We start from the raw sequence: 22,621 nt of genomic DNA on the forward strand, positions 1-22,621 counted from the left end.
AAAGATCATGCCTAAAGCGCGATGACGATTCATCCTGATCTCATCGCGCTTTAGACGAGCGAGCTGGCCCTGATCCGCCCCGGACGCTTCTTGAGCCACACGATCCACCCGCTGATGAACAGGACAAGAGGCGCGAAGCCGGCTGCGAACACCAGCAGACGTCCCGCTAGGCCGAACGCCGCGCCGTTGTGCAGCCAGAGCTGTTCGGCCAAATAGCGATCGCCCATCGTCATGGCGCTCGAGGTGCGATCGTGCACCACCGCGCCATTCCATGGATCGAGCCAGATCGCCCCCCTTGCACGCACGGCCGGATCTGCGCCGTCGGCCCGGAACTGCACGCGCCACGTGTTGCGCGTTTCGGTCGGTGGATTCAGCATGGCGACGGCCCTGCCCGGCTTGGCCGCTTCCGCGCTTTGCATGATCGCATCAGGTGAGAGCAGCGGCGTGCCCGTGGCAGGCGGCATGTCGATGTGGGGCCCCGGGTCAGGTGTGGGCTGCGACACCAGGGCAACGATCGGACGCACGACGTCGGAAAAAATGATCCCGACACCGGTGATCGCGATCCCCGTGAGTGCCAACAGCGCCCAAAAGCCGGTCGCGGCATGGAGGTCGCAAACAAATCGAAGACGGGAAACGTCGGTGCGCACTGTTACCGATCGCCAGAATCGGCCCGACCGCGGCCACCACAGGAATAGGCCCGACAGGGCCAAGCCGAGCAGCATGAACCCGACCAGGCCAACCAGTTCCTTGCCCCACCACTCATAAAGCAGCAGCGTGTAGTGGAAACGATAGACCTTGAGCGCGAACGCGTTGACGTAGTCACGCCGCCCGAGCACCTTCCCATTCGAAGGATCAACCATGGTCGTCCAACGGTTCGGGTAGCGACCTCTCTGGGTTTCATGCGTGTGTATCACCACCCAAACCGGCCAGGTCCGATCCGGGGCCAGGATAGTGGAAATCGGCGCCGTATCCGCAGCCGCTGCCGCGCGCATCACCTCGGTCACGGTCACTCTTTGGTCCGGGCCAGCGGGTGCATAAAGCGCCGGGTTCAAAGCGACGTCGATTTCCCGGTAGAAGACGATGAAGCTTCCGGTAAGGCCTATCAGCACCACGACGGCCCCGCCGATCAATCCGAGCCATCGATGAGCCCACAGGATCGCACGCCGCACGCGTCCGGACCGCGCTTTGCAACGCGCCGGCACAGAGCCAGCCCGTCGCGGTGCCCCGATCGTTTCATCCATTCAGAGCACCCGCAGTCGGCGTTTGGTCTCAGTGACGTTCGGCACGCACAACGACAGCATTGCGCGTGCGTCGAACGCGGCCCGGCTTAGAAATCCGTGGACATCGACAAAAGCAGGGTTCGCGGAACGCCTTGCGACAAGGCGGAGAAGCTCGCCACGCCCGACCAGTAATTGGTATCGAACACGTTTTGGACCAGGGCCCGGAGCGTGACGGGCCGGTTGTTGATGCGTGTGGTGTAGCGGGCTCCGAGGTCGAGCCTAGTCCAGGCCGGAACGAGCTGCGTGTTTGCTGCATCCAGATATTGATGTCCGGTATAGATGGTGTTTGCGACCAGCGTCAGTCCGGGCGCGAACGGGGTGTCCCATTCGGCGGACAGGTTCGCCTGCACCTGGGGCACGCCGATCGGCGTCTTGCCGAGATTGGATGGCGTGCTCGACTTCGTGAGTTCAGGGTCGATCAGCGTCACGCCGCCAAGCACGCGAATGCCCGGCTGCAGTTCTCCAAACACGGTGAATTCCACGCCGCGATTGCGCTGCTCGGCATCGGCCCGGAAGACCTTGTCGGCCCCCAATTGTCCCGACGGCTTGGTGATCTCGAACAGACTGATCGTCGTGGCCAGCATGCCGAAATCGACCTTGACGCCTGCCTCGTGCTGCTTGCTGAGATAAGGCGCCTGGACTTCTCCTTGATTGGTCGCCGTCGTCGGTGCGACGTCACCCTTGCTGAGCCCTTCGATGTAGTTGGCGTACAGGGAAACGTTGCTCCAGGGTTTGACGACAAGGCCGACCATCGGCGTGAACGCAGTCTGATCGTAGGCAGCGGTAACTGCCCCTGTGGTGGTGTTGTAGTTGTTCGACTTGACGCCCTGTTGCCTGACGCCCACGGTCAGCTGAACGCGCTCCTGGAAGACCGACAACGTGTCGGCCAGTGCAAGGCCGGTCAATTCGGTGTCCGAAAGCTTCGGCACGGTCGCGGGAGCCGCAACGAGCTGTTCGGCACGGGCGATCGGCGCATAGATGTTGGACAGAACCGGCGTCCCGGACACGGAGCCTCGATACAATTGATCGGTATAGTAACTCCCCTGGAAGGTCACGACGTGACTGATCGCGGCGGTTTCGAACCGGGCGCGCACGCCGGCGTCGGCCACGTTCCTGTCGATGTCGAACTTGAAGTGTCCCGGTGTCGACGTGGTGTCTCCAGCCGCATTCAGGATCGTCGGCGTACCAAACAGACGATCGACCTGGGTCCTACCGCCACCTCCATCGGCGAACACCGTCACGGAGTCCGTCACGTCGTACTCGGCGCGCGCCAGCAGCGAATTATCGTGAACCTTGGACCATTCCCAGGCCTGGGTCACATTGCGTCGCCCGACCGGAGCGGTCGGGACAGCTACTCCCGTTGCAACCAGGAACGGCCTCGCCGGGGCATCGAATTTTTCGTCCTGATCGATGAAGTCGAGCGAGGCCCTGAACTTCTCACCGCGATAATCGAACGCGGCGGAGCCGACATGCGCTTCCCGGCTCTGGTTGTCCTGCGGAGTATCGCCATTGTGGTAGCTGCCATTGACACGAATTCCGAATTCGCGGTTCGCGCCGAACCGTCGGCTCACGTCGAGGTGCGTGCCGAACTGCGAATTCGTCGCGTAGTCGGTCGTAACCCGCGTGAGGTCGACATCCGAGGCCCGCTTCGGAACGATGTTGATGGTGCCACCGACGCTGCCGTTTGGCGCCATGCCGTAAAGCAGCGCCGTCGGGCCTTTGATGATTTCGATCCGTTCGACGTAATCGGTGAACACACGGTAGTTCGGTGCAACGCCATAGACGCCGTTGAAGGCAATCTCCCCGACATTCCCCTCGCCGATCGGAAAACCGCGAATGAAGAACGAGTCGAGAATGCCACCGGTCTGACCCGTGAAGCGGACCGAAGGATCGTTGCTGACGACGTCGGCGACCGTGCTGGCTTGTTGGTCTTCGATCTTCTTCGCCGTGTAACTCGTGATGTTGAACGGCGTGTCCATGAAATCTTTGTTGCCCAGCAGGCCGATCTGGCCTCCGCGGGCCACCTGCCCACCTGAGTAGGAGGGCGGAAGCGCGCCGCGCCGCTCGGCTGCCGGGGTCGCGTCCGCCTGCATCCTGGTCCGCTCGTTCGCGGGAGCAGTTTGGCGGCCCACCCTACGACCTAGGTTGGGACGCGGGCGTGCACGCGGCTTCGGCGCTTCGGCAGTGACTGTCACGGCCGGCAAGGTCGTCGAACTCTCCGGCGTGGCGCTTTGAGCACTGGTCCGTTGCAGGACGCCGTCGCTGAACAAGGCGATGGAAACCACAGAGGCCGCGAAAGCCGTCGGGCGAGAGCACGTCAGATGTGCTCTGAGGCGAGAGGCAAGAACAGCAAAGGGACGGCGAATGACTCTCGACGGCATCGTACCAGCTTCCGATTTGATACATGAAGATCGGAGCGACGTGCCGTGGGAGGCGTTCCCGAGTCAACGAAAACACCCTTTGTTTTCAGTAGTTTATAATGAGACAAACTCTAAATCGCGCGATGGCTGCGACGGCATGCCATCGCGTGCGACGCCTGGCCGCACCGCGTCCTATCACTCGACGGAAGGATTTGGCCTGCTGGCACGACGCACACGTCAGCAACGCGCTCGCCTCTCCTCACAGGGCGAGCGAAGCAAAGCTGATCGTGCAGTCGAGGTTACTCCGCCGACGCCTTGGCGTGGCGCTCGGAGGATTCGAGCGCGGCCTGGCTGAGGCTGCGCCGGCGCCAGATGGAGCCGACGACCAGCACGACGACGACGCCGAGCGCTGCGCAGAGATATTCGCCGCCACCGCCGCCATGACCGAACTGCGGCGGGATGCGAAGTGCGCCGAGCATGTTGTCCAGCGAGGCGCCGAACGGGCCGTCGAACAGCGTGTGCAGCTTCGGCGCAATGCCGGGATCGGTCGCGATCACCTCGCCCGCGATCCAGCCGAGCAGCGCGGCACCGGCCCACACCAGGACCGGAAGCTTTGCGAGCAGCGCCATGATCAGCGCCGCACCGGCGACGATCAGGGGCACGCTGATGGCAAGGCCGAGGATCAGCAGCGGCACGCTGCCATTGGCGGCAGCCGCGACCGCGATGACGTTGTCGAGACTCATGACGATGTCGGCGACGACGACGATCTGCACCGCCTGCCACAGATGCGAGGCGGACTCGACGCCCTCCTCGTCTTCCTGTTCGGGAACCAGAAGCTTCGCCGCGATCACGATCAGCGCGAGACCGCCGACGAGCTTGAGATACGGCAGCTCCATCAGGCTCGCGACGATGCCGGTGAAGATGATCCGCAGCAGCACGGCCGCGCCGGCACCGAAGATCATGCCCCACAGCCGATGCCGCGGCTTGAGGCCGCGGCAGGCAAGCGCAATCACCAGCGCATTGTCGCCGGAGAGGAGGATGTTGATCCAGATGATCTTGCCGACCGCAATCCAGAAGGTCGGTTCGGCCATCTCATTGCGGAACTGGGTGAAGAATGCCCCGATCATAGCGGGATCGAAGATCTGCAAGAGCCAGTTCACAATGAGTCCTTATCCCCCGTCGATATCAACTGATCGGCTGACGGATCAGCCGACGATCTCGTTGCCCGAGAAGAACTGCGCGATCTCGATCGCGGCGGTCTCCGGGGCGTCCGAACCGTGCGCAGAGTTCTCGCCGATCGACTTGGCGTAGAGCTTGCGGATGGTGCCGTCGGCCGCCTTCGACGGATCGGTCGCGCCCATGGTGTCGCGGTACTTGGCGATGGCGTCCTCGGCTTCCAGCACCTGGACCACGACCGGGCCCGAGGTCATGAACTCGACGAGCTCGCCGAAGAACGGGCGGGCCTTGTGGACGGCATAGAAGGTCTCGGCCTGTTCCTTGGTCATGCGGATGCGCTTCTGCGCGACGATGCGCAGGCCAGCCTTCTCGATCACGGCGTTGACCGCACCGGTCAGGTTACGCGCGGTCGCATCGGGCTTGATGATCGAGAAAGTGCGTTCGAGGGCCATAATCTTGTCCTTGAGAAGAAGCGGTGATTTGCGAGTTGCGGGGCTTATATCGGCGCTGCCGCCGGACGGCAAGCGACCGCCAAGCGACCGCCACGGCCCGCCCACGGGCGCTTCGCCGCAGGCGGCCCTTGCCGTACCTAGTCATGGATTACCGAGATTTCACCCAGATGAACCCAATCTGAAGCCTCCATTCAGCCTTTGGTTCAGCCTCGCTGGCGTAAGGTTGGGCCTATCGAAACCAAAGCCTCCTGGCGAGGTGGACCGTTTCGGCGGCCTTTCCATCGACGCGATAGCCCCGCGCCGGCAGTTTTGAGGAGATCACCATGTTGAGGAAACTTTCGCTTGCCGCTGTCGCCGCGGTCGCGCTGGGTGCCGCGCTGGCACCGACCTCCGCCTCCGCTCACTGGCATGGCGGCTGGGGCTGGCACGGCGGCGGTGGCGGCTGGCACCACGGTGGCTACGGCTGGGGCGGACCGCGCTTCTATGCCGCTCCCGTCTCCTACGGTTATGGCGGCTGCTACGTGCGCCGGCTGGTCCCGACCCCCTGGGGACCCCGCTGGCGGCTGATCAACCGCTGCTACTGAGCCCGACAGCACCTTATCCATAGGTACCTTTCCCCCAGGGTACCTTCCATGCGAAGCCCCGGCGTTCCCCCCTGCGCCGGGGCTTTGTATTTCGGCCGATACGACGAATTCATCCAATTTTTACTAGAATCCCCGGTGTCCCCGACAACCGGCGAAACCATTTTGGGGGCCAGGGACTTAGTATCGTGTCTTTATTTTGAGAACACGGAACCCCTGCGATGGCTGGCCCTTTTGCCAATGACAGCGAGCAGATCGACCGGCGCACCAGCCGCTCGATTTGCGATGCCGTGGGCGAACGGCTCCAGCAGAGCCTGCGCCCCGAACCCCGGCTCCCGACCCATCTGGAGCAGCTCCTCAACGAGCTGAAGCAGCGCGAGCGCGAATCGCACTGACGAAAAATCGGGTTGCGTTTGATCCCGCGTGCGGTGACAAGGCCGCATGCTGTCCATTACCGACCTCTCCATCCGCCTCGCCGGACGCCTTCTGATTGACCAGAGTTCCGTGCAGATCACGCCCGGATCGCGCGTCGGCATGGTCGGACGCAACGGCACCGGCAAATCGACCCTGTTCAAGGTGATCCGGGGCGAGCTCGCGGCCGAGCACGGCTCGGTGACGCTGCCGCCGCGCTGGCGCGTGGGGAGCCTCGCGCAGGAAGCCCCGAACGGGCCGGAAACCCTGATCTCCGTCGTGCTCAAGGCCGATCTCGAACGCGACGCGCTGCTTCACGAAGCCGAGAGCGCGACCGACCCGCACCGGATCGCCGAGATCCAGACCCGCCTCGTCGACATCGACGCCCATTCGGCGCCGAGCCGGGCGGCTGCGATCCTGTCCGGCCTCGGCTTCTCCGCCGCCGATCAGCTCCGCCCCTGCGCCGAATTCTCCGGCGGCTGGCGCATGCGCGTTGCGCTGGCCGCGACGCTGTTCGCGGCTCCCGACCTCCTGCTGCTCGACGAGCCCACCAACTATCTCGACCTCGAGGGAACGCTGTGGCTGGAGGATCACCTCGCGCATTATCCGCGCACGGTGATCGTGATCAGCCATGACCGCGATCTCCTGGAAAGCTCGGTCGACCAGATCCTGCATCTGGAGCGCGGCAAGCTCACGCTCTACAAGGGCACCTATTCCTCGTTCGAGGAGCAGCGCGCCGCGCGCGAGCTGCTCGATGCCAAGGCCGTCAAGCGCCAGGAGGCCGAGCGCGCGCGCCTGCAATCCTTCGTCGATCGCTTCAAGGCCAAGGCCTCGAAAGCCCGGCAGGCCCAATCACGCGTCAAAATGCTGGAGCGGTTGAAGCCGATCACGGCGCTGGTCACCGAGGACGTGCGCGAGATCACCTTCCCCGCGCCGGAGAAGATCCTGTCGCCGCCGATCATCGCGGTGGACAACGCCTCCGTCGGCTACGATCCGGCAACGCCGGTGCTCGGCCGCGTCACCTTGCGCATCGACAATGACGACCGCATCGCCCTCCTCGGCGCCAACGGCAACGGCAAGTCGACGCTGGTCAAACTGCTCGCCGGACGCCTCGCGCCGTTCTCCGGCAAGGTGACGCGCGCGGACAAGCTGTCGATCGCCTATTTCGCGCAGCACCAGCTCGACGAGCTGAACGAGGACGCCTCCGCCTACGACCACGTCCGCAAGCTGATGGGCGATGCGCCCGAAGCGAAAGTGCGCGGCCGCGCAGGCGCGATCGGTTTCTCCGGCAAGGCGGCCGACACCAAGGTCGGAAAGCTCTCGGGCGGCGAGAAGGCACGGCTGCTGCTGGGCCTTGCGACCTTCTTCGGCCCCAACATGATCATCCTGGACGAGCCGACCAACCATCTCGACATCGACAGCCGCGCCGCGCTCGCCGAAGCGATCAACGAATTCCCCGGCGCGGTCATCATGGTGTCGCACGATCGCTATCTGATCGAGGCCTGCGCCGACCGGCTGTGGATCGTCGCCGACCGCACCGTCACCAATTATGACGGCGATCTCGACGAATACCGTCGCCTCATTCTGTCGGCGCGCAATACCGAACCCGCCCCGCGCGAGCGCAACGCGCCGAGCGAAAAGCCGCAGCGCCCGAAGTCGGACAATCGCGGCTCGCTGAAGAAGCGCATCGCGGAAGCCGAAAGCGAGATCGCCCGCGTCACCGACATCATCGCCAAGATCGACACGGCACTCGCTTTGCCCGACATTTTTACGCGCGATCCCAAGCAAGCGGCGCAGCTCTCGAAGGCGCGTGCGAACGCCGCCGACGCACTGGCGCGGGCGGAAGAGCTGTGGCTGGAAGCCAGCACGCAGTTCGACGAAGCCGCGGGCTAACCAGCAATCCCTAGCGTTCCCGCATGATCTCGTGCCGGTAGCGCTGCAATGGCGACAACAAATAGCTCAGGATCGTGCGCGAGCCGGTCCGGATCTCCACCGTCACAGCCATGCCCGGGGACAGGCTGACGAGGCGGTCGTCCACCTGCATCTGGGTGCGGTCGAGCGCGATGCGGGCGCTGTAGCTCAGCTCCTGCCCATTGGGCTCGCTGCTGTCGCGCTGCGTCGCGGGCGCGCGATCACCACGCTCCGGGGGACGGTCGCGGATGATGGCGTCCTGCGAGACGCTCAGCACGCGTCCCTCCAAGAGGCCATAGCGGGTGAAGTTGAAGGTGTCGATCTTGATGGCGGCGCCCTGCCCGGCCTCGACAAAGCCGATATCGCGGTTGGAGATCATCGCCTCGACCTCGAGCCGTGTATCCGACGGCACAATCACGAGCAGCGACTGCGCGGGCGTGACGACGCCGCCGACGGTGTGGACCGCAAGCTGCTGCACGACACCGTCGACCGGTGACGTCAATTGCTGGAGCTTCGTCCTTTGCTGCGCCTTGATCAGATCGCGCGCGACACCATTGGCCTTCTGCTCGCTCTTGGCGAGATCGTCGGACAGGTTTTTGCGATATTCGGCCACGGCCTGGGTCCGAGTCTCGCGGATCGCCGCGACCGCCGACTCGGCCTCCTTCAGGCGGCTGCGCTGAACACCAAGCTCCTCCTGCTGCTCGATCTGGAGTTGGAGCGTCTCGTAATAGGTCAGCTTCGAGCCGATCTCCTTCTCCATCAGCGTCTTGCGGATGTCGACGCGCTGCTGGGTCACGGGGAGCAACGCATCCAGCTTGTGGATCGTCGCCGCGATGGTCTGATGCTCGGCCTCCTTCTGCGCCTCCTGGCGCGTCAGCGCAGCGAGCTTGGCGCGATGCTCGCCGACCTGGCTCGTCAGAAGCTGCCGCTGCGTCGCGACCAGCAAGGGATCGGCCTCCGCGGGCGGAACGAGATCGGTGGCCCCATCTTCGCCCGCCATCAGCGCGGCGCGGAGGCGCGCGATGTTGAGACGTTCGGCCATGAGGTCGTCGTGCAGCCGGTCGCGCTCGGCGGCATTCACGGTCGGATCGAGCTCGATCAGCACATCGCCGGATTTGACCGCCTGCCCGTCCTGCACGTGGATGGCGCGCACCACGCCGGTCTCGAACGGCTGCACCACCTTGCTGCGTCCGCTCGACACCACCTTGCCGGTCGCGGAGGCCACGATGTCGATCGTACCCAAGGCCGCCCATGCGAGCGCAGTACAGACCAGCAGCATCAGGGCGATCGCAATGGCGCGGCCGATCGGCGACGGCGGCGTCTCGGTGATCTCCAGCGCCGCCGGCAGGAAGGCGATCTCCTCCGCGCGGCGCGGCGCCGGCTTCTTGAAGGGAACGACGGTTGGCTCCGGCCGGGCGGCCTGAGCTGCGCTAGCCGACCTCATAGATCCCTCCCTGCAGACGATGCAGCGCCGCGTAGCGGCCGCCGGTCTTGATCAGCGCCTCATGGGTGCCGTCCTCGACCAGACGTCCCCGCTCCAGCGTGACGATGCGGTCGGCGCCGCGGACCGTGGAGAGACGATGCGCGATGATCAGGACGGTGCGGCCCTTCGCGATCTCCTTCATGTTGTCGTGGATGATCCGCTCGCTCTCGTAATCGAGCGCGCTGGTCGCCTCGTCGAAGATCAGGATGCGCGGATTGGTCACCAGTGCGCGGGCAATCGCGATGCGCTGACGCTGGCCGCCCGAGAGCGTCGAGCCGCGTTCGCCGACGACCGTGTCGTAGCCTTCGGGAAGCTCCAGAATGAAGTCATGCGCACCGGCGAGCTTCGCGGCGTCCATGATGCGGTCCATCGGCAGGGTCGGATCGGCGAGCGCGATGTTGTCGCGCACCGACCGGTTGAACAGCATGTTCTCCTGCAGCACCACGCCGATCTGCCGGCGCAGCCAGGCCGGGTCGGTCATGACGAGATCCATGCCGTCGATCAGCACGCGGCCGCCCTGCGGCACATAGAGCCGCTGCACCAGCTTTGCGAAGGTGCTCTTGCCCGAACCTGACGACCCGACGATGCCGACGGTCTGTCCCGCCGGAATCTCGAACGAGACGTCATGCAGGATTTCAGGCCCGTCGAGCCGGTAGCGGAACGCGACGTGCTCGAAGCGGATGTTGCCGCGGAGCGGCGGCAGCCCGGCACGGCCGGCGGAGTAAGCCGGCTCCGCCGCGCTGTTGAGGATGTCGCCGAGCCGCGCGATCGACAGCCGCGCCTGATGGAAATCCTGCCAGACCTGCGCCAGCCGCAGCACCGGCGCGGACACGCGGCCCGCAAAAATGTTGAAGGCCACGAGCTCGCCGACGGTCAATGCGTCGCCGATCACGAGCCGCGCGCCGACATAGAGGATGGCGGCGGTGACGACCTTGCTGACGAACTGCACGAGCTGGCTTGCGGTGTTGCCGAGGCTGGTGACGCCAAAGCTCGCCGAGACGTAGCCGGCGAGCTGCTCTTCCCAGCGGCGCTGCATCTGCGGCTCGACCGCCATCGCCTTCAGCGTCTCGATGCCGCTCACGCTTTCGACCAGAAACGCCTGGTTCTCGGCGCCGCGGCGGAATTTGTCTTCCAGCCTGCGGCGGAACAGCGGCGTCGCCACCGCCGAGATCGCGATGTAGAACGGGAACGAGGCCAGCACGATGCAGGTCATCAGCGGCGAATAGGCGAACATCACCGCCAGGAACACCGAGGTGAAGAACAGGTCGATCAGCAGCGTCAGCGACGATGAGGTGATGAAATTCCGGATGTTCTCGAGCTCGCGAACCCGCGCCACGGAATCGCCGACGCGCCGCGCCTGAAACCAGGCCATCGGCAGCGCCAGCAGATGATGGAACAGGCGCGCGCCCAGCTCGACGTCGATGCGGTTGGTGGTATGCGCGAACAGATAATTGCGCAGGATGCCGAGCACGGTGTCGAACAGCGAGACCACGACGAGGCCGATGACGAGGACGTCGAGCGTCGACAGTGAGCGATGCACCAGCACCTTGTCGATCACGACCTGGAAGAACAACGGCGAGACCAGCGCGAACAGCTGGAGGAAGAACGAGGCCGCCACCACTTCGCCGAACAGCCGCCGGTATTTGCCGATCGCGCCGATGAACCATGTGATGTCGAACTGCCGCCCGAGGTCCGACAGTCCGGCGCGCCGGGTCATCAGGATCAGCCCGCCGTCCCAGATCGCGCACAATTCGTCGCGCTCCATCAGCACCGGTCGCTGCGCCTGCGGCGACTGCACCAGCACCTTGTCGGCGGACGCCTTTGCGATGACCATGAAACTGCCGTCGCGCAGCATCGCGATCGCCGGCAGCGGGCTGCCCGGCAGGCGGCTCCACTGCGTGCGATAGGTTCGAGCCTTGAGCCCGAGCGACCTGGCGCAGCGGACGATGTCCGCTGCGCCGAAGCCTGCCGCACCGAGCCGGTGCCTGAGCTGGTCGCGGTCGGCGGCCACGCCTTGCAGGTGAAGCAAGGTCAGGAGAGCGTCGAGCCCCGTATCGGTCGAGACCACATTGGTCGTCATGAGCGTTCTCCAGGCCGGAGCAGCTAGGCGGAATGGCTTTTGATCAAATCGAGTTTGGCCACAGCAGCGCTCTCACCGTTCCCTCCCCCCTTGTGGGGGAGGGAACGCACCTCCGTTGGCGCGCGAGTCGAGGCCCATTCCATCTGGCCTTACGGTCAGGCGTGCTGTGGCGGAGCGAGCGTCTGGGTCTGCGCCGTATGCGGATCGGGCATGGGCATCTCGCCGTGACCGTCGCCGGCCGGGATGAGATTCGCGGCCATGGCCTGGTTGAGCAGCATCGCGGCCGCCATCGCCCCGCCCCCGTTGATGATGACGTTGTTGCCGGTGCCACCGTCGAGGACGTCCTGGCCGCCGCCGCCGATCAGCACGTCGTCACCGGCACCACCCATCAGCGTGTCGTTGCCGGGACTGCCGATCAGGACGTCGTCGCCATTGCCGCCATTGGCGACGAGCTGGATGCCGCCATGCAGGCCCGAGGCCGTGATGACATCGTCGCCGTCGAGGCCGTTGATGACGATCCTGTCGCCCGCACCGGCATCGGTGATGTTGATGTCCTGGCCGAGCCCCGACACCGTGATGATGCCGTCGTGCTCGGTCACGGTGATGACGTCGTTGCCGTCGGTTCCGTTGATCGTCACGGTATCGGCCGCGCCGTCATTGGCGCCGAGGTCGAGGTTGATCTGGTTCACGCGGGTGCCGGAGAGGTCGCCGACCGTGATGTTGTCGGCCCCGCCGAGCGCATTGAAATTGATGTGCTCGACCCCGTTGAGGTCCATCGCGATGGCAGCGACGTCGCGCGTGAACAGCACCCGGCCGCCATTGGCCGAGATGTTGATGTTCTCGCTGATGTTGGCACCGTTGAATGCCAGCGTGTCGGTGCCCTTGCCGCCTTCGACGGTGTCGCTGCCGTCGCCGGGGTTCCAGACGAAGGTGTCGTCGCCCGCGCCGAGATTGGCGACGTCGTTGCCGCGGCCGCCATTGACGAAGTCGTTGCCGGCACTGCCGGTGATGGTGTCGTTGCCGTCGCCGCCATTGAGGTTGAGGCTAATCGCCTGCCCCGCCTTGATCGCGGATGCGTCGATGACGTCGTTGCCGCCTCCGCCGTTGACGCTGAGCACGTCACCGGCATCGGCATGCGCAATCGTGACCTGCGCCGCGAGGCCGTTGACCACCACCGATCCGCCGGAGGTCACGACCGAGATGTTGTCGTCACCGGCGGTGCCGTTCACGGTCACGCGGTCCGCCGCGCCGTCGCCGCTCTGGCTGCCGGGGCCGGCGCTGAGGTCGATCGCGACCTGCGTGACGTCGGTTCCGGTCAGATCGTTGACGGTGATGTTGTCGGCGCCGCCGGCTGCCGCGATCTGCACATGCTCGATTCCGTTGAGATCCATGACGATATTGCCGACGTCACGGGTGAGAAGCGCACGGCTTCCGTTCGCCGAGATCGACATGTTCTCGGCCACGTTGGAGCCGTTGAACACCAGCGTATCCGTTCCCGTGCCGCCTTCGACGACGTCGCTGCCGTCACCGGGATTCCACGTAAAAGTGTCGTCGCCCGCACCGAGAAGCGCCACGTCATTGCCGCGTCCGCCATTGACGATGTCGTTGCCGTCACCGCCGATCAGGGTGTCGGCGCCCTGGCTGCCGGTGATGGTGTCGTTGCCCGCGCCGCCGTCGAGGGTCAGTCCGATCACCGCAGCAAGCGCGGATGCATCGATGACGTCGTTGCCGCCGAGCGCCTGGATCACCAGCCGGTCATTGGCCGCCTCGGCATTGGCAATGGTCACGACCTCAGGCAGGCCGGTCACCGTCACGGTCGTGCCCACGGCCGTGACCTCGATGTGCTGGCCTCCGTTGGTGCCGTTGACGGTCACCGTATCGGCCGCGCCGTCGCCTTGCGTGCCGCCGGGAACGGCTGCGAGATCGACCAGCACCTGCTTGACGCCGGTCCCGGTGAGATCGCCGACGGTGATGTTGTCGGCGCCGCCGCGCGCATCGAACTCGATCTGCTCGATGCTGTTGAGGTCCATGGTGATGTTGGCGACATCGCGGGTGAAGCGCACCCGGCCGCCATTGGCGGAGATGTCGATCTTCTCGCTGATGTTGGCGCCGTTAAACAACAGCTTATCGTTGCCCGATCCGCCTTCGACGGTATCGCTGCCGTCGCCAGGATTCCAGATGAAGGTGTCGTCACCGGATCCGAGCTGGGCGACGTCGTTGCCGCGCCCGCCATTGACGATGTCGTTGCCGGAGCCGCCGATCAGGAGATCGTTGCCGTCCCCACCGGTGATCGTGTCGTTGCCCGCGCCGCCATCGAGCGTCAGCGAGATCAGGCTGGCGAGCCCGTTGCCCGCAGTGATGACATCGTCGCCGCCACCGGCGTGCAGCACGAGATTCTCCGTCGTGCCGATGTCCAGCGAGAATGGCGCCGCACCCGTGCCGTCGAGCCGCACGCGCGTCCCGTTCGCAGTGATTGAGAATGTCTCGGGGTCATTGCTGCCGTTGACCTGCGCCGTATCGTTGCCGTCACCGCCCTCGAAGACGTTGCTGCCGCCGCCGGGATTCCAGATCATGAGATCGTTGCCGGCTTCGCCGAACAGCTGATTGTCGCCGCTGCCGCCGTCGAGCGTGTCGTTGCCGGCGCCGCCGAACAGCAAATCGTTGCCGCCGCCGCCCTTGATCACATCGTCGCCGGCCTGCCCGAACAGCAGGTCGTTGCCCGAGCCACCGGTGATCTTGTCATTGCCGTCGCCACCGAAGATGTGCACCGCGGGCATCGGGCCGTGGCATTCGTTGACGGTGATGGTGTCGTTACCGCTCTGACCGAAGATGTCGATCCCGCTGGTGTTATCGACGGTGGGTTCGCCGCCGACCGTCTTCACGTGCCCGTTATTGATCAGGATGCGGCCGGACTTGTCGCGGCTGATCACGACGCCGTTATTGGCGGTGTCGCCGAAAATAGTGAGCTGCCCCGTAACCGGGGAAAAAACGGAGGTAATAGACATCCAAATAATCCTTCGACCGATCTAGCCCCTCCCCTCGATGCGTAGCAGCCGCGAACATGACATTCTTGAAGCGTTGCTTGAGACACGCGTGATTATTCTGGAGATTTCCTCCAGATTTCCTCCGGGCCGGTTTTGGGAGCGACGGCTGGGAGCAGCGAGCCGCAACGATGGGAAGACTGCAGGCCCGCGCGTTCGCAGGCTGCTCGGCTTCGGCGGTCGGCTCAAAAATGAAGTTGTGACAGTAACCGGGCTTCTTCCAAGACCACTCGCCCTCCTGACGCTGATGCACGGCAACGTCGAACCCTTCGAGCGGCAGAACCTGGTTGCCGCTGAGATCAAGATTCGATATTTCAGAATTACGATTTTACCGCAATATGCATCTCTCGTGCCCCGGACGCAGCGCAGCACGACAGTGATGCGCTGCCGAGCCGGGGCCCATCATCTAGGCTGTGTACTCATTAAGCAGCTGTGCTGCGCTCCGGGGTCTCGGCGTCAAAATGCGCGGTCGCAACCACAACCGGCCGCGGCGGTTCGGCTTTTTGCGCCACGGTATCCTTGCACCCGGCCAGCGCAGCGGCCATCAAGGCCAGCGAGGCGCGTCTCCCCCTGCTAATCGCTATCAGCTTGCGCGGGATTGCGCGCCGTGACGATCCACGTCGCGCCGTCGATCATCACCGACCGCTCGCCGGGGCAGTCCGCGAAGGCAGCACGAACCGCGGCCGAGGCGCGGGCGCGGATGTCGTCGGGCTGATCAACAAGCGCGCGCGACAGCGGGCCGACCTCGAACGTCATCTTCACCGCGTCGTCGATCGCCGCGTCCCGCGTCGCGCCCTCGCCAAACGGGACGGAAGCATCGAAGGGCGCGATAGCGATATCGTTGAAGCCGGCCTCCGTCAGGATGCGCGCCACCCGCCCCCGGTCGCCGAACGAGAACGGGCCGGGCGTTTCGGGATCGGGCGGCGCGGTCGCCGGGACGATGCCCTTAATCGCGCCCATCGGCAGGCGCATCCAATCGTTCTCGGCCGCGCCACGCCAGCAGACGAAAGCGACCCGCCCGCCCGGCTTGAGCGCGCGGCGCATATGGGCGAACGCGCCTGTCGGATCGTCGAAGAACATCACCCCGAAACGCGAGAACAGGATGTCGAACGCCCCCTCGGGCAGCTCGGCGCTGCTGGCGTCGGCGACGCGGAACAGGGTTGGCGTATCCTGTGGCGCGAGCGCGCGCGCTCGGGCGATCAGCGGTTCGGATATGTCCACGCCCAGCACTTGGCCCCCCGCGCCGACGCGGGCGGCCAGAGCCAGACTCGACGCGCCCGCGCCGCAGCCGACGTCCAGCACGCGCTCGCCCGTCGCGGGCGCGGCGGCTTCGATCGCGGCCTGACCGAACACGGCCGCTATGGCGTCGAGCCGGGCCTGGTGGGCGACCCAGCGCTCCCCGCTTTGGTCATTCCAGCCGGCGGCTCGATCGGCATTGTGCTGTGCCATAACATATCCTTGTTCTCCAAACTGTCCGATGCCAAAGCGCGCATCGTCTCCAGCGAGCAGCGAGGGCGAACGGGATGAAGCGATCCATTCTCCGCTGATCCTTGAGAGGAACGACCAGATCCGGATCGAAGCTCCGTGTACATCGTCAGCCTTCAGAGCCCCCGCTTGTTCGATGAGCTCCGCACGCCAGCGCCCCTGCAGTTAACCGTCCACTATTCTTTTCAAAGTGGCCCTTTGCATTGATCGCGGCGTCAGACGATTTGAAAAGGCTGCCATCTTGTTCGCGAGGCCGGCGATCACCATGGCTTTTCCTTCCATAAGCGCCCGAACACCGCTCGCGGCGACCGGACGAGGCTTCATGGTGAGGAGGCGCAGCAAGGCCGTTGTGGCTGCGCCGGCTGCCGCATCGAAGCCCGTCGCGGTGTGCCCCGGGCAGAGAGTGGTAACAACCACACCATGCGAGCGGAGTTCGTCGTGCAGGGCCTCGCCAAGGGCGAGTACATATGCCTTGGTCGCCGCATAGGCCGCGTAGCTGGGAACGGCTTGGAAGGCCATGAGACTGGCGACGAGAAGGATATGTCCAGAGCGCCGCGCGGCCATGTCACGGCCGAACAGGTAGGTCAGCTCTGTGAGCGTCGTGATGTTGAGCTGGATCATGTCTGTCGTGCGCTCGATCGGCGTGTCCAACAAAGCGCCGTGCAAGCCGTATCCGGCATTGTTCAGCAAGATGTCGATCGTCGCCGACCTCGCATCGAGACTGCTTTTCAAGTGACTGGCGGCGCCTGGCGCGGCAAGATCGATCGCCTCGACCAGCACGTCCACCCCGTATTTGCGGCGGAGATCGGCGGCAAGCTTTTCCATCGACTCCCGCCTTCGGGCCACCAATACGAGATTGACTTTCTGCGCAGCCAGGAGATCTGCGAAGTCGAGGCCGAGGCCACTCGACGCCCCGGTGATCAGAGCCCATTTTCCGGCGAAGCTGTTCATTGGTTCTTTCGACATCGTTCTCTTCCTCAACTCCAATTCGATGGCACGCGGCAACCGGAGAAGGGAATCTGCGCTCTCAAACCACCATCGACTGCTGGGCGAAGATACCCGCCATCGCGCCCTGCGATGATGCCTGGGTGACCGAGGGCAAGAAGGGCGTGGTGAGGTCGCCGGCGGCGTAGATGCCAGGCGTGCTGGTTTGACGGCGTTCGTCGACCTTGAGGACGATGCCGGCGGGCGTAGCCACGGTGGCAAGGCCCAGTGCTTCATGCAGGCTTGCGGACGGCTTGTTGCGCGGATTGGCGAACAGGATGTCGACCGCGACATTGCGGCCGGTATCGAGATTGACGGTGGCGATATGGCCCTGGTGATGGGCGATCTCGACGATCCGGCCATCGACGAGAGGTATGTTTCGGCGCGCCAGATCGGCCTGGATATCGGGCGGAATGTCGTGACCATCGGCGAAGAGCGTCAACTTGTCAGTCCAATCGTGGAACAGCCTGACCTGATTGTGCGACTGCGGGCTGGACCAGACGAGGCCCCAATGCTGGCCGGCGACTTCAAAGCCGTCGCAATAGGGGCATGGCACGATGGACCTGCCCCAGCTTTCGGCGTAGCCCGGAACATCAGGCATCTGGTCGGCGACGCCATAGCTCAGGATCAGACGACGCGCCGCAAGGCTTTCACCATCGCCAGTAAGGACAGAGAAATTGTCGATGGCGCCGGAGACGCTGTCGGCCCGGGCACTGACAAGCTTGATCGCGGGATAACGCGCCAACTGCCGCCGCGTCTCCGCCAGGATGTCCAGCGGCGGCTTGTGATCGTGGCCGAGCAGTCCATGCGAGTGGCCGGCGAAGCGGTTGCGTGGCAGACCGGTATCGAGAACGGTGACCTTGCGGCGGGCGCGGCCGAGCTGCAAGGCGCCGGCGAGACCGGCAAAGCTGCCGCCGATGATGATGACGTCATCCATGGTGATGGGCTCCGTGTTGTGGATGGAGGGAGACGAGTTGGGCTTGGCGGTGGCCTGAGCGCGGGCGAGGCCGATGGCGGAAAGCGCAGCCAACTTCAGCAGGGCTCGTCGTTGCATCGAAGGAGTCACCCTACCCTCTGGCTTGCACATTTCAGATACTTCATGGTATCGTAATTCAAGAATTAGGATACTGTCAAGTACTGGAATTTCCGTGACCGAAAACAGCCAGGGCCGGCGCGGCCGGCCCGCCAACGAGGCGCTTGGCCAAACCATTGTCGACGCCGCAGGCGAACTCTTTGCAGAATTTGGTTTTCAAGCGACGACCTTGGACAAGGTCGCCCAGCGAGCGAAGATATCGAAGCTCAGCATTTACAGGCACTTCGAGAACAAAGAGGCGCTGTTTGGCGCGGCCTTTGCGGCCCGCTGTCAGCAGTTAATCCCACAGGCGCTTTTTGAAGGCGTCGATGGCTCGGCCGAGGGTCAGCTTATGGCGGTGGGATCATCGCTGCTTCGCACGCTGCTGCGCCCAGACGTCCGCAACGTCGAAGCCATGGTCATGGCCGACACGCCGAACCAAAAGTCGTTGAGCAAAGTCCATTACGAAGCCGGCCCCGCCCATATCGTCGCCCAAATCGAGACCCTGTTACGTCAGTTGCACGCGAAGGCGGTCCTGAACGTGCCCGATCCTCTCCGGTCCGCCCGCTTGTTCGCCGCGCTTTTCAAAGGATCCGATCTCCTGATGATCGCACGCTTCGATCAGGCGAAAGCAGAGGACGACAACGAAATCGAATCCTATTGCCGGTCGGCCGTCGCCATGTTCGTCGCCGCGCACCGTGACAACGACCAAGTGGGCGGAGATTTGCCTGCCTCAAGGTCAAAAAAAATTTGAATCGTGCGTGACCTAGTCGGCCAGCAGGTCAAGGCAGGCAGCCGATCATGAAAATTGACGAGTCGGCCGCACGGTCCGACTAACGTCCGCTTTGGGTCATTTTCGACGGACTCAACGAGGGCTGTCGGTTAGCTGAAGCTTTGCCCAGAGAGCGCCGAGCCAGGCCAGAAGCGTTGCGCTTGGACCGCCCCCCATGATTCCCCCCCCAAACTGGGGAGACGAATCATGCGCTACGAACTCGCCGACTATGAATGGCTTGCCATCAAGCCCATGCTGCCAAACAAGCCTCGTGGCGTTCCTCGGGTATACGACCGACGTGTTTTAAACGGCATCTTCTGGGTCCTGCGATCCGGGGCACCTTGGCGCGATCTGCCGGATCATTTTGGCCCTTACACGACCTGCTGTAACCGTTTCGTCCGTTGGCGGCGGGCTGGTGTCTGGGGCCGCATCATAGACGCACTTGCCACTGCTCATAATGCCGCTGTCCAGATGATCGACACATCTATTGTCCGCGCGCACCAGCATGGAGCCTGCGTTACGAGAAACCAGCGCCGATCGATGGGAAGGTCACGCGGCAGCGAACTATCTTGCTTTCGTTCAGCTCGCCTCGATCAGGCTATGGCTTCGCGTTAATGAGTCCACGTCCTAGAGAGGCTGGTCGAGAGAGCTGGGTCCCGGCTCAGCGCAGCAGCGCAAGGGCGCTGCAGCGCGTCCGGAACAAGAGCAACGCCTTAAGCCGACTTCTTCTTCGGCTTCGGCTTCGTTGCCTTCGGCGCGACGGGCGCTTCCGGCGTGCCTTCGATCGAGGACAGGCGGCCGTTGGTGAAGGTGTAGATGCCGGCGCGCGGACCGGTGGTCCAGGTCACGACGGCGACGCGGCGGCCGGCCGCATCACCGGAGAGACTGACATTCGAGGGCGCGCCGATGCCCCGCACCACGTCGCATTCGGTGTGGCCGAGCGCGACCGTGCCGCCCGTCGGCGCGGGCGCCGTCGTCGAGGCGTTGGCGTCGGCCGGTCCGGGCGGCGGCGCCATGCCGGGACAGGCGCCGTCGGCGCTGACCAGATCTGTGGCGGCAACCGGCTGGTCGGGCGTCAGCGGCGGCGATTCGATCGAGATGTTCTTGATGAAGAGGCGCCCGGGCCGTTGAAACCATTCGGCGTCCTTGGCAGACGCCAGCAGATCGGTCCCGCCCGAACAGCCCGCGACCAGCGGTGCTACGGCAGCCAACACAATTACGAGCGAGCTGGGAAGCTTTTGATGTCGCACGATAAACTAAATTCCCCGCGTGAAGGACGAGCCCTAAGCGTTTGTCCCAACATCACTTTGCGGCACGAAGGTGGCCAAAGCCAGCATCGCCCGAAAAGCGAAGATTATCATTAATTACGACCGCCCCCTAATTTCGACGCTGCCAGCGCCCCCGTTCGTCGGCCTGCCAATAGGTGACATCAAATCCCCGCGCCTTGCAATCCGTCCAAGCGCTGCGGGCGAGCGCAAGGGCATCCGGATCGTCGCCGTTGAACAGCAGCACCATGCGCTCATAGCCCTGCGCGTCCTGCGGCAGCGCGGCGTTGTCGACCAGGAAGCGGACATTGGCGCCGTTGGGATTGCCCTCCTCGACCGCCAGCACGATCGGCTGATCGGCGGCATCGTTCACCCGCCACGTCGCATGCGGCAGGAAGGAATCGTCGCGATAGGTCCATAGGTGCGCGTCGAGCGCATCGGCGCGCTCCTCCGAGGTCGACTGCACCACGACGCGCCAGCCGCGCTCGAGCGATTTCTCGAGAAGCGGCGGCAACACGTTCTCCACCGTCATGTTTTGCAGATGGTAGAACAGGACTTCAGTCATGGTGGATCATTTGCGCTCGTAATGATCGGCCACCAGGCGATCCAGCAGGCGGACGCCATAGCCGCTGCCCCAGCTCTGGTTGATGTCGGTCTTCGGCGCGCCCATGGCGGTGCCGGCGATGTCGAGATGCGCCCAGGGCGTGCCGTCGACGAAGCGTTGCAGGAACTGCGCCGCGGTGATCGAGCCGCCGTGACGGCCGCCGGTGTTCTTCATGTCGGCGAACTGGGAATCGATCAGCTTGTCGTATTCCGGGCCGAGCGGCATGCGCCAGACCTTCTCGCCGCTCTCGATACCGGCCGCGAGCAGGCGCTCGGCGAGCTCGTCATTGTTGGAGAACATGCCGGCATGCTCGGTGCCGAGCGCGACCATGATCGCGCCGGTCAGCGTCGCCAGATCCACCATGAATTTCGGCTTGGTCTTCTTGGCGACGTACCAGAGCACGTCGGCCAGAACGAGACGGCCTTCCGCGTCGGTGTTGATGATCTCGATGGTCTGACCCGACATCGAGGTGACGATGTCGCCCGGCCGCTGCGCATTGCCGTCGGGCATGTTCTCGACGAGGCCGATGGCACCGACCACGTTGGCCTTGGCCTTGCGCGCCGCAAGCGCATGCATCAGGCCGACGACGCAGGCCGCGCCCCCCATGTCGCCCTTCATGTCCTCCATGCTGCCGGCCGGCTTGATCGAAATGCCGCCGGTGTCGAAGCAGACGCCCTTGCCGACGAAGGCGACCGGTGCATCGCCCTTCTTGCCGCCGTCCCAGCGCATGATCACGGTGCGGCTCGGCCGCGCCGAGCCCTGGCCGACGCCGAGCAGCGCGCCCATGCCGAGCTTGTCCATCGCCCTGACGTCGAGCACCTCGATCTTGACGCCGAGCTTGCGGAGCTGGCCGGCGCGGCGGGCGAATTCCTCGGGGAACAGCACGTTCGGCGGCTCGTTGACGAGATCGCGCGCGATGATGACGCCGTCGACGACATGACCGGCCGAGACAAACGCCTTCTTGGCCGCGACGGCATCGCCGACCGCCAGCGAGATGTCGGCCCGCAAGGCGCCCTCCTCGCCATCTTTCTTCTTGGTCTTGTAGCGGTCGAACTTGTAGGCGCGCAGGCGCAGGCCCGAGGCGATCGCGACCGCCTGCTCGCTGGTCATGGCGCCACCGGGGAGTTCCGCCATGATGGTCATGGCGGCACCGCCGGCGGACAGCTTGCTGGCCGCCACGCCGCCGAATTTGAGAAGCTCGTTCGTCTTCAGGCTTGTCGCCTTGCCGGCCCCGATCACGACCAGGCGGGTCGCCTTCACGCCCTCCGGCGCCAGGATGTCGAGCGCCGCACCGGTTTTACCTTTGAAGCCGGCGGCGGAGGCCGCCCGCTTCACCAGATCCGTGGCGCCGCCCAGCGCCTTGGCCGTCGCCGGACCGAGCTTCAGATTGTCGTCGCAGAACACGACCATGATGCCACGGGCGGCGGCAGACAGCGGGACGAAGCCGACCTTGATGGCATCGGACATGGGTAACTCCTCAAAAACACGTGGCTTTTTGCCGCTCGGCGGTCCCGGCACAGGCCGGAGCTGAACGGCGATTCACTGGACTCGCCCTACTATGGGCCAGCGGCCCGGCAGATGCCAAGCACCGCCCGTGGCCGCCGTGCCACAACGAGGGAAATATTAACCATATATTGACGGTGCCACGGGGCAGCCATTTTGTT

At 64.6% G+C, this 22,621-nt stretch carries 17 protein-coding genes and 2 pseudogenes; 5 read left to right on the forward strand and 14 right to left on the reverse strand.

The features are described from left to right. Window positions 1-50: 50 nt before the first annotated feature. The 4 genes from RAD16_RS06750 to ndk all read right to left on the reverse strand — a co-directional run bounded on the left by RAD16_RS06750 (window position 51) and on the right by ndk (window position 5,268). A complete protein-coding gene (locus RAD16_RS06750) occupies window positions 51-1,241 on the reverse strand; it encodes a PepSY-associated TM helix domain-containing protein (protein WP_458157099.1) in 1,191 nt (396 codons plus the stop codon). Window positions 1,242-1,327: 86 nt separating this feature from the next. Further along, window positions 1,328-3,373, reverse strand: coding sequence for a TonB-dependent receptor (locus RAD16_RS06755; protein WP_458157100.1), 2,046 nt, complete (start codon window positions 3,371-3,373; stop codon window positions 1,328-1,330). Window positions 3,374-3,939: 566 nt separating this feature from the next. After that, window positions 3,940-4,800, reverse strand: a complete 861-nt coding sequence (locus RAD16_RS06760) for a TerC family protein (protein ID WP_458157101.1) — start codon at window positions 4,798-4,800, stop codon at window positions 3,940-3,942. 45 nt (window positions 4,801-4,845) lie between these two features. Beyond that, on the reverse strand, window positions 4,846-5,268 hold the full coding sequence (ndk, locus tag RAD16_RS06765; RefSeq protein ID WP_458157102.1) for a nucleoside-diphosphate kinase: 423 nt from the start codon (window positions 5,266-5,268) through the stop codon (window positions 4,846-4,848). A gap of 323 nt (window positions 5,269-5,591) precedes the next feature. On the opposite strand from ndk, the gene RAD16_RS06770 reads away from it, so the two are divergent. From RAD16_RS06770 to RAD16_RS06780, 3 genes are all read left to right on the forward strand, one after another. Then, window positions 5,592-5,852 carry a sulfur globule protein precursor gene (locus RAD16_RS06770; protein WP_326901600.1) on the forward strand — a complete coding sequence of 87 codons (261 nt, stop codon included), beginning with the start codon at window positions 5,592-5,594 and terminating at the stop codon, window positions 5,850-5,852. Window positions 5,853-6,070: 218 nt separating this feature from the next. Beyond that, window positions 6,071-6,244 (forward strand): hypothetical protein, encoded by a 174-nt coding sequence (locus RAD16_RS06775; RefSeq protein WP_458157103.1) that lies wholly within the window; start codon window positions 6,071-6,073, stop codon window positions 6,242-6,244. A gap of 46 nt (window positions 6,245-6,290) precedes the next feature. After that, entirely contained in the window at window positions 6,291-8,153 is a 1,863-nt protein-coding gene (locus RAD16_RS06780) for an ABC-F family ATP-binding cassette domain-containing protein (protein WP_458157104.1), read from the forward strand. A 10-nt stretch (window positions 8,154-8,163) separates the two neighbouring features. Here the strand turns inward: RAD16_RS06780 and RAD16_RS06785 are convergent, their stop codons facing one another. The 7 genes and pseudogenes from RAD16_RS06785 to RAD16_RS06815 all read right to left on the reverse strand — a co-directional run bounded on the left by RAD16_RS06785 (window position 8,164) and on the right by RAD16_RS06815 (window position 18,181). After that, on the reverse strand, window positions 8,164-9,615 hold the full coding sequence (locus tag RAD16_RS06785) for an HlyD family type I secretion periplasmic adaptor subunit (protein WP_458157105.1): 1,452 nt from the start codon (window positions 9,613-9,615) through the stop codon (window positions 8,164-8,166). Further along, window positions 9,602-11,734, reverse strand: coding sequence for a type I secretion system permease/ATPase (locus tag RAD16_RS06790; RefSeq protein ID WP_458157106.1), 2,133 nt, complete (start codon window positions 11,732-11,734; stop codon window positions 9,602-9,604). The genes RAD16_RS06785 and RAD16_RS06790 overlap by 14 nt, the downstream gene beginning before the upstream one ends. 155 nt (window positions 11,735-11,889) lie before the next feature. Beyond that, window positions 11,890-14,739 (reverse strand): beta strand repeat-containing protein, encoded by a 2,850-nt coding sequence (locus tag RAD16_RS06795; protein ID WP_458157107.1) that lies wholly within the window; start codon window positions 14,737-14,739, stop codon window positions 11,890-11,892. Window positions 14,740-15,209: 470 nt separating this feature from the next. Further along, window positions 15,210-15,320 (reverse strand): annotated as a pseudogene (locus RAD16_RS06800) (efflux RND transporter periplasmic adaptor subunit); the annotation flags it as partial. A gap of 28 nt (window positions 15,321-15,348) precedes the next feature. Then, a complete protein-coding gene (locus RAD16_RS06805) occupies window positions 15,349-16,224 on the reverse strand; it encodes a class I SAM-dependent methyltransferase (protein ID WP_458157108.1) in 876 nt (291 codons plus the stop codon). A gap of 201 nt (window positions 16,225-16,425) precedes the next feature. Next, on the reverse strand, window positions 16,426-17,226 hold the full coding sequence (locus RAD16_RS06810; RefSeq protein ID WP_458157109.1) for an SDR family NAD(P)-dependent oxidoreductase: 801 nt from the start codon (window positions 17,224-17,226) through the stop codon (window positions 16,426-16,428). A gap of 61 nt (window positions 17,227-17,287) precedes the next feature. Further along, window positions 17,288-18,181, reverse strand: coding sequence for an NAD(P)/FAD-dependent oxidoreductase (locus tag RAD16_RS06815; protein WP_458157404.1), 894 nt, complete (start codon window positions 18,179-18,181; stop codon window positions 17,288-17,290). Window positions 18,182-18,392: 211 nt separating this feature from the next. On the opposite strand from RAD16_RS06815, the gene RAD16_RS06820 reads away from it, so the two are divergent. After that, the gene (locus RAD16_RS06820; RefSeq protein ID WP_458157110.1) at window positions 18,393-19,070 is read left to right on the forward strand and encodes a TetR/AcrR family transcriptional regulator; all 678 of its coding nucleotides are present in this window, start codon (window positions 18,393-18,395) and stop codon (window positions 19,068-19,070) included. A gap of 225 nt (window positions 19,071-19,295) precedes the next feature. Further along, window positions 19,296-19,646 (forward strand): annotated as a pseudogene (locus RAD16_RS06825) (IS5 family transposase); the annotation flags it as partial. 155 nt (window positions 19,647-19,801) lie between these two features. Here RAD16_RS06825 and RAD16_RS06830 read toward each other — a convergent pair. From RAD16_RS06830 to RAD16_RS06840, 3 genes are all read right to left on the reverse strand, one after another. Next, window positions 19,802-20,299 carry a hypothetical protein gene (locus tag RAD16_RS06830; RefSeq protein ID WP_458157111.1) on the reverse strand — a complete coding sequence of 166 codons (498 nt, stop codon included), beginning with the start codon at window positions 20,297-20,299 and terminating at the stop codon, window positions 19,802-19,804. A gap of 166 nt (window positions 20,300-20,465) precedes the next feature. Then, window positions 20,466-20,918 (reverse strand): DNA polymerase III subunit chi, encoded by a 453-nt coding sequence (locus RAD16_RS06835; RefSeq protein WP_458157112.1) that lies wholly within the window; start codon window positions 20,916-20,918, stop codon window positions 20,466-20,468. 6 nt (window positions 20,919-20,924) lie between these two features. Then, window positions 20,925-22,424: a leucyl aminopeptidase gene (locus tag RAD16_RS06840; protein WP_458157113.1), complete on the reverse strand. Its 1,500-nt coding sequence runs from the start codon at window positions 22,422-22,424 to the stop codon at window positions 20,925-20,927. Between the last annotated feature and the right edge of the window lie 197 nt (window positions 22,425-22,621).

It is taken from the genome of Bradyrhizobium sp. 18BD (assembly GCF_054185225.1).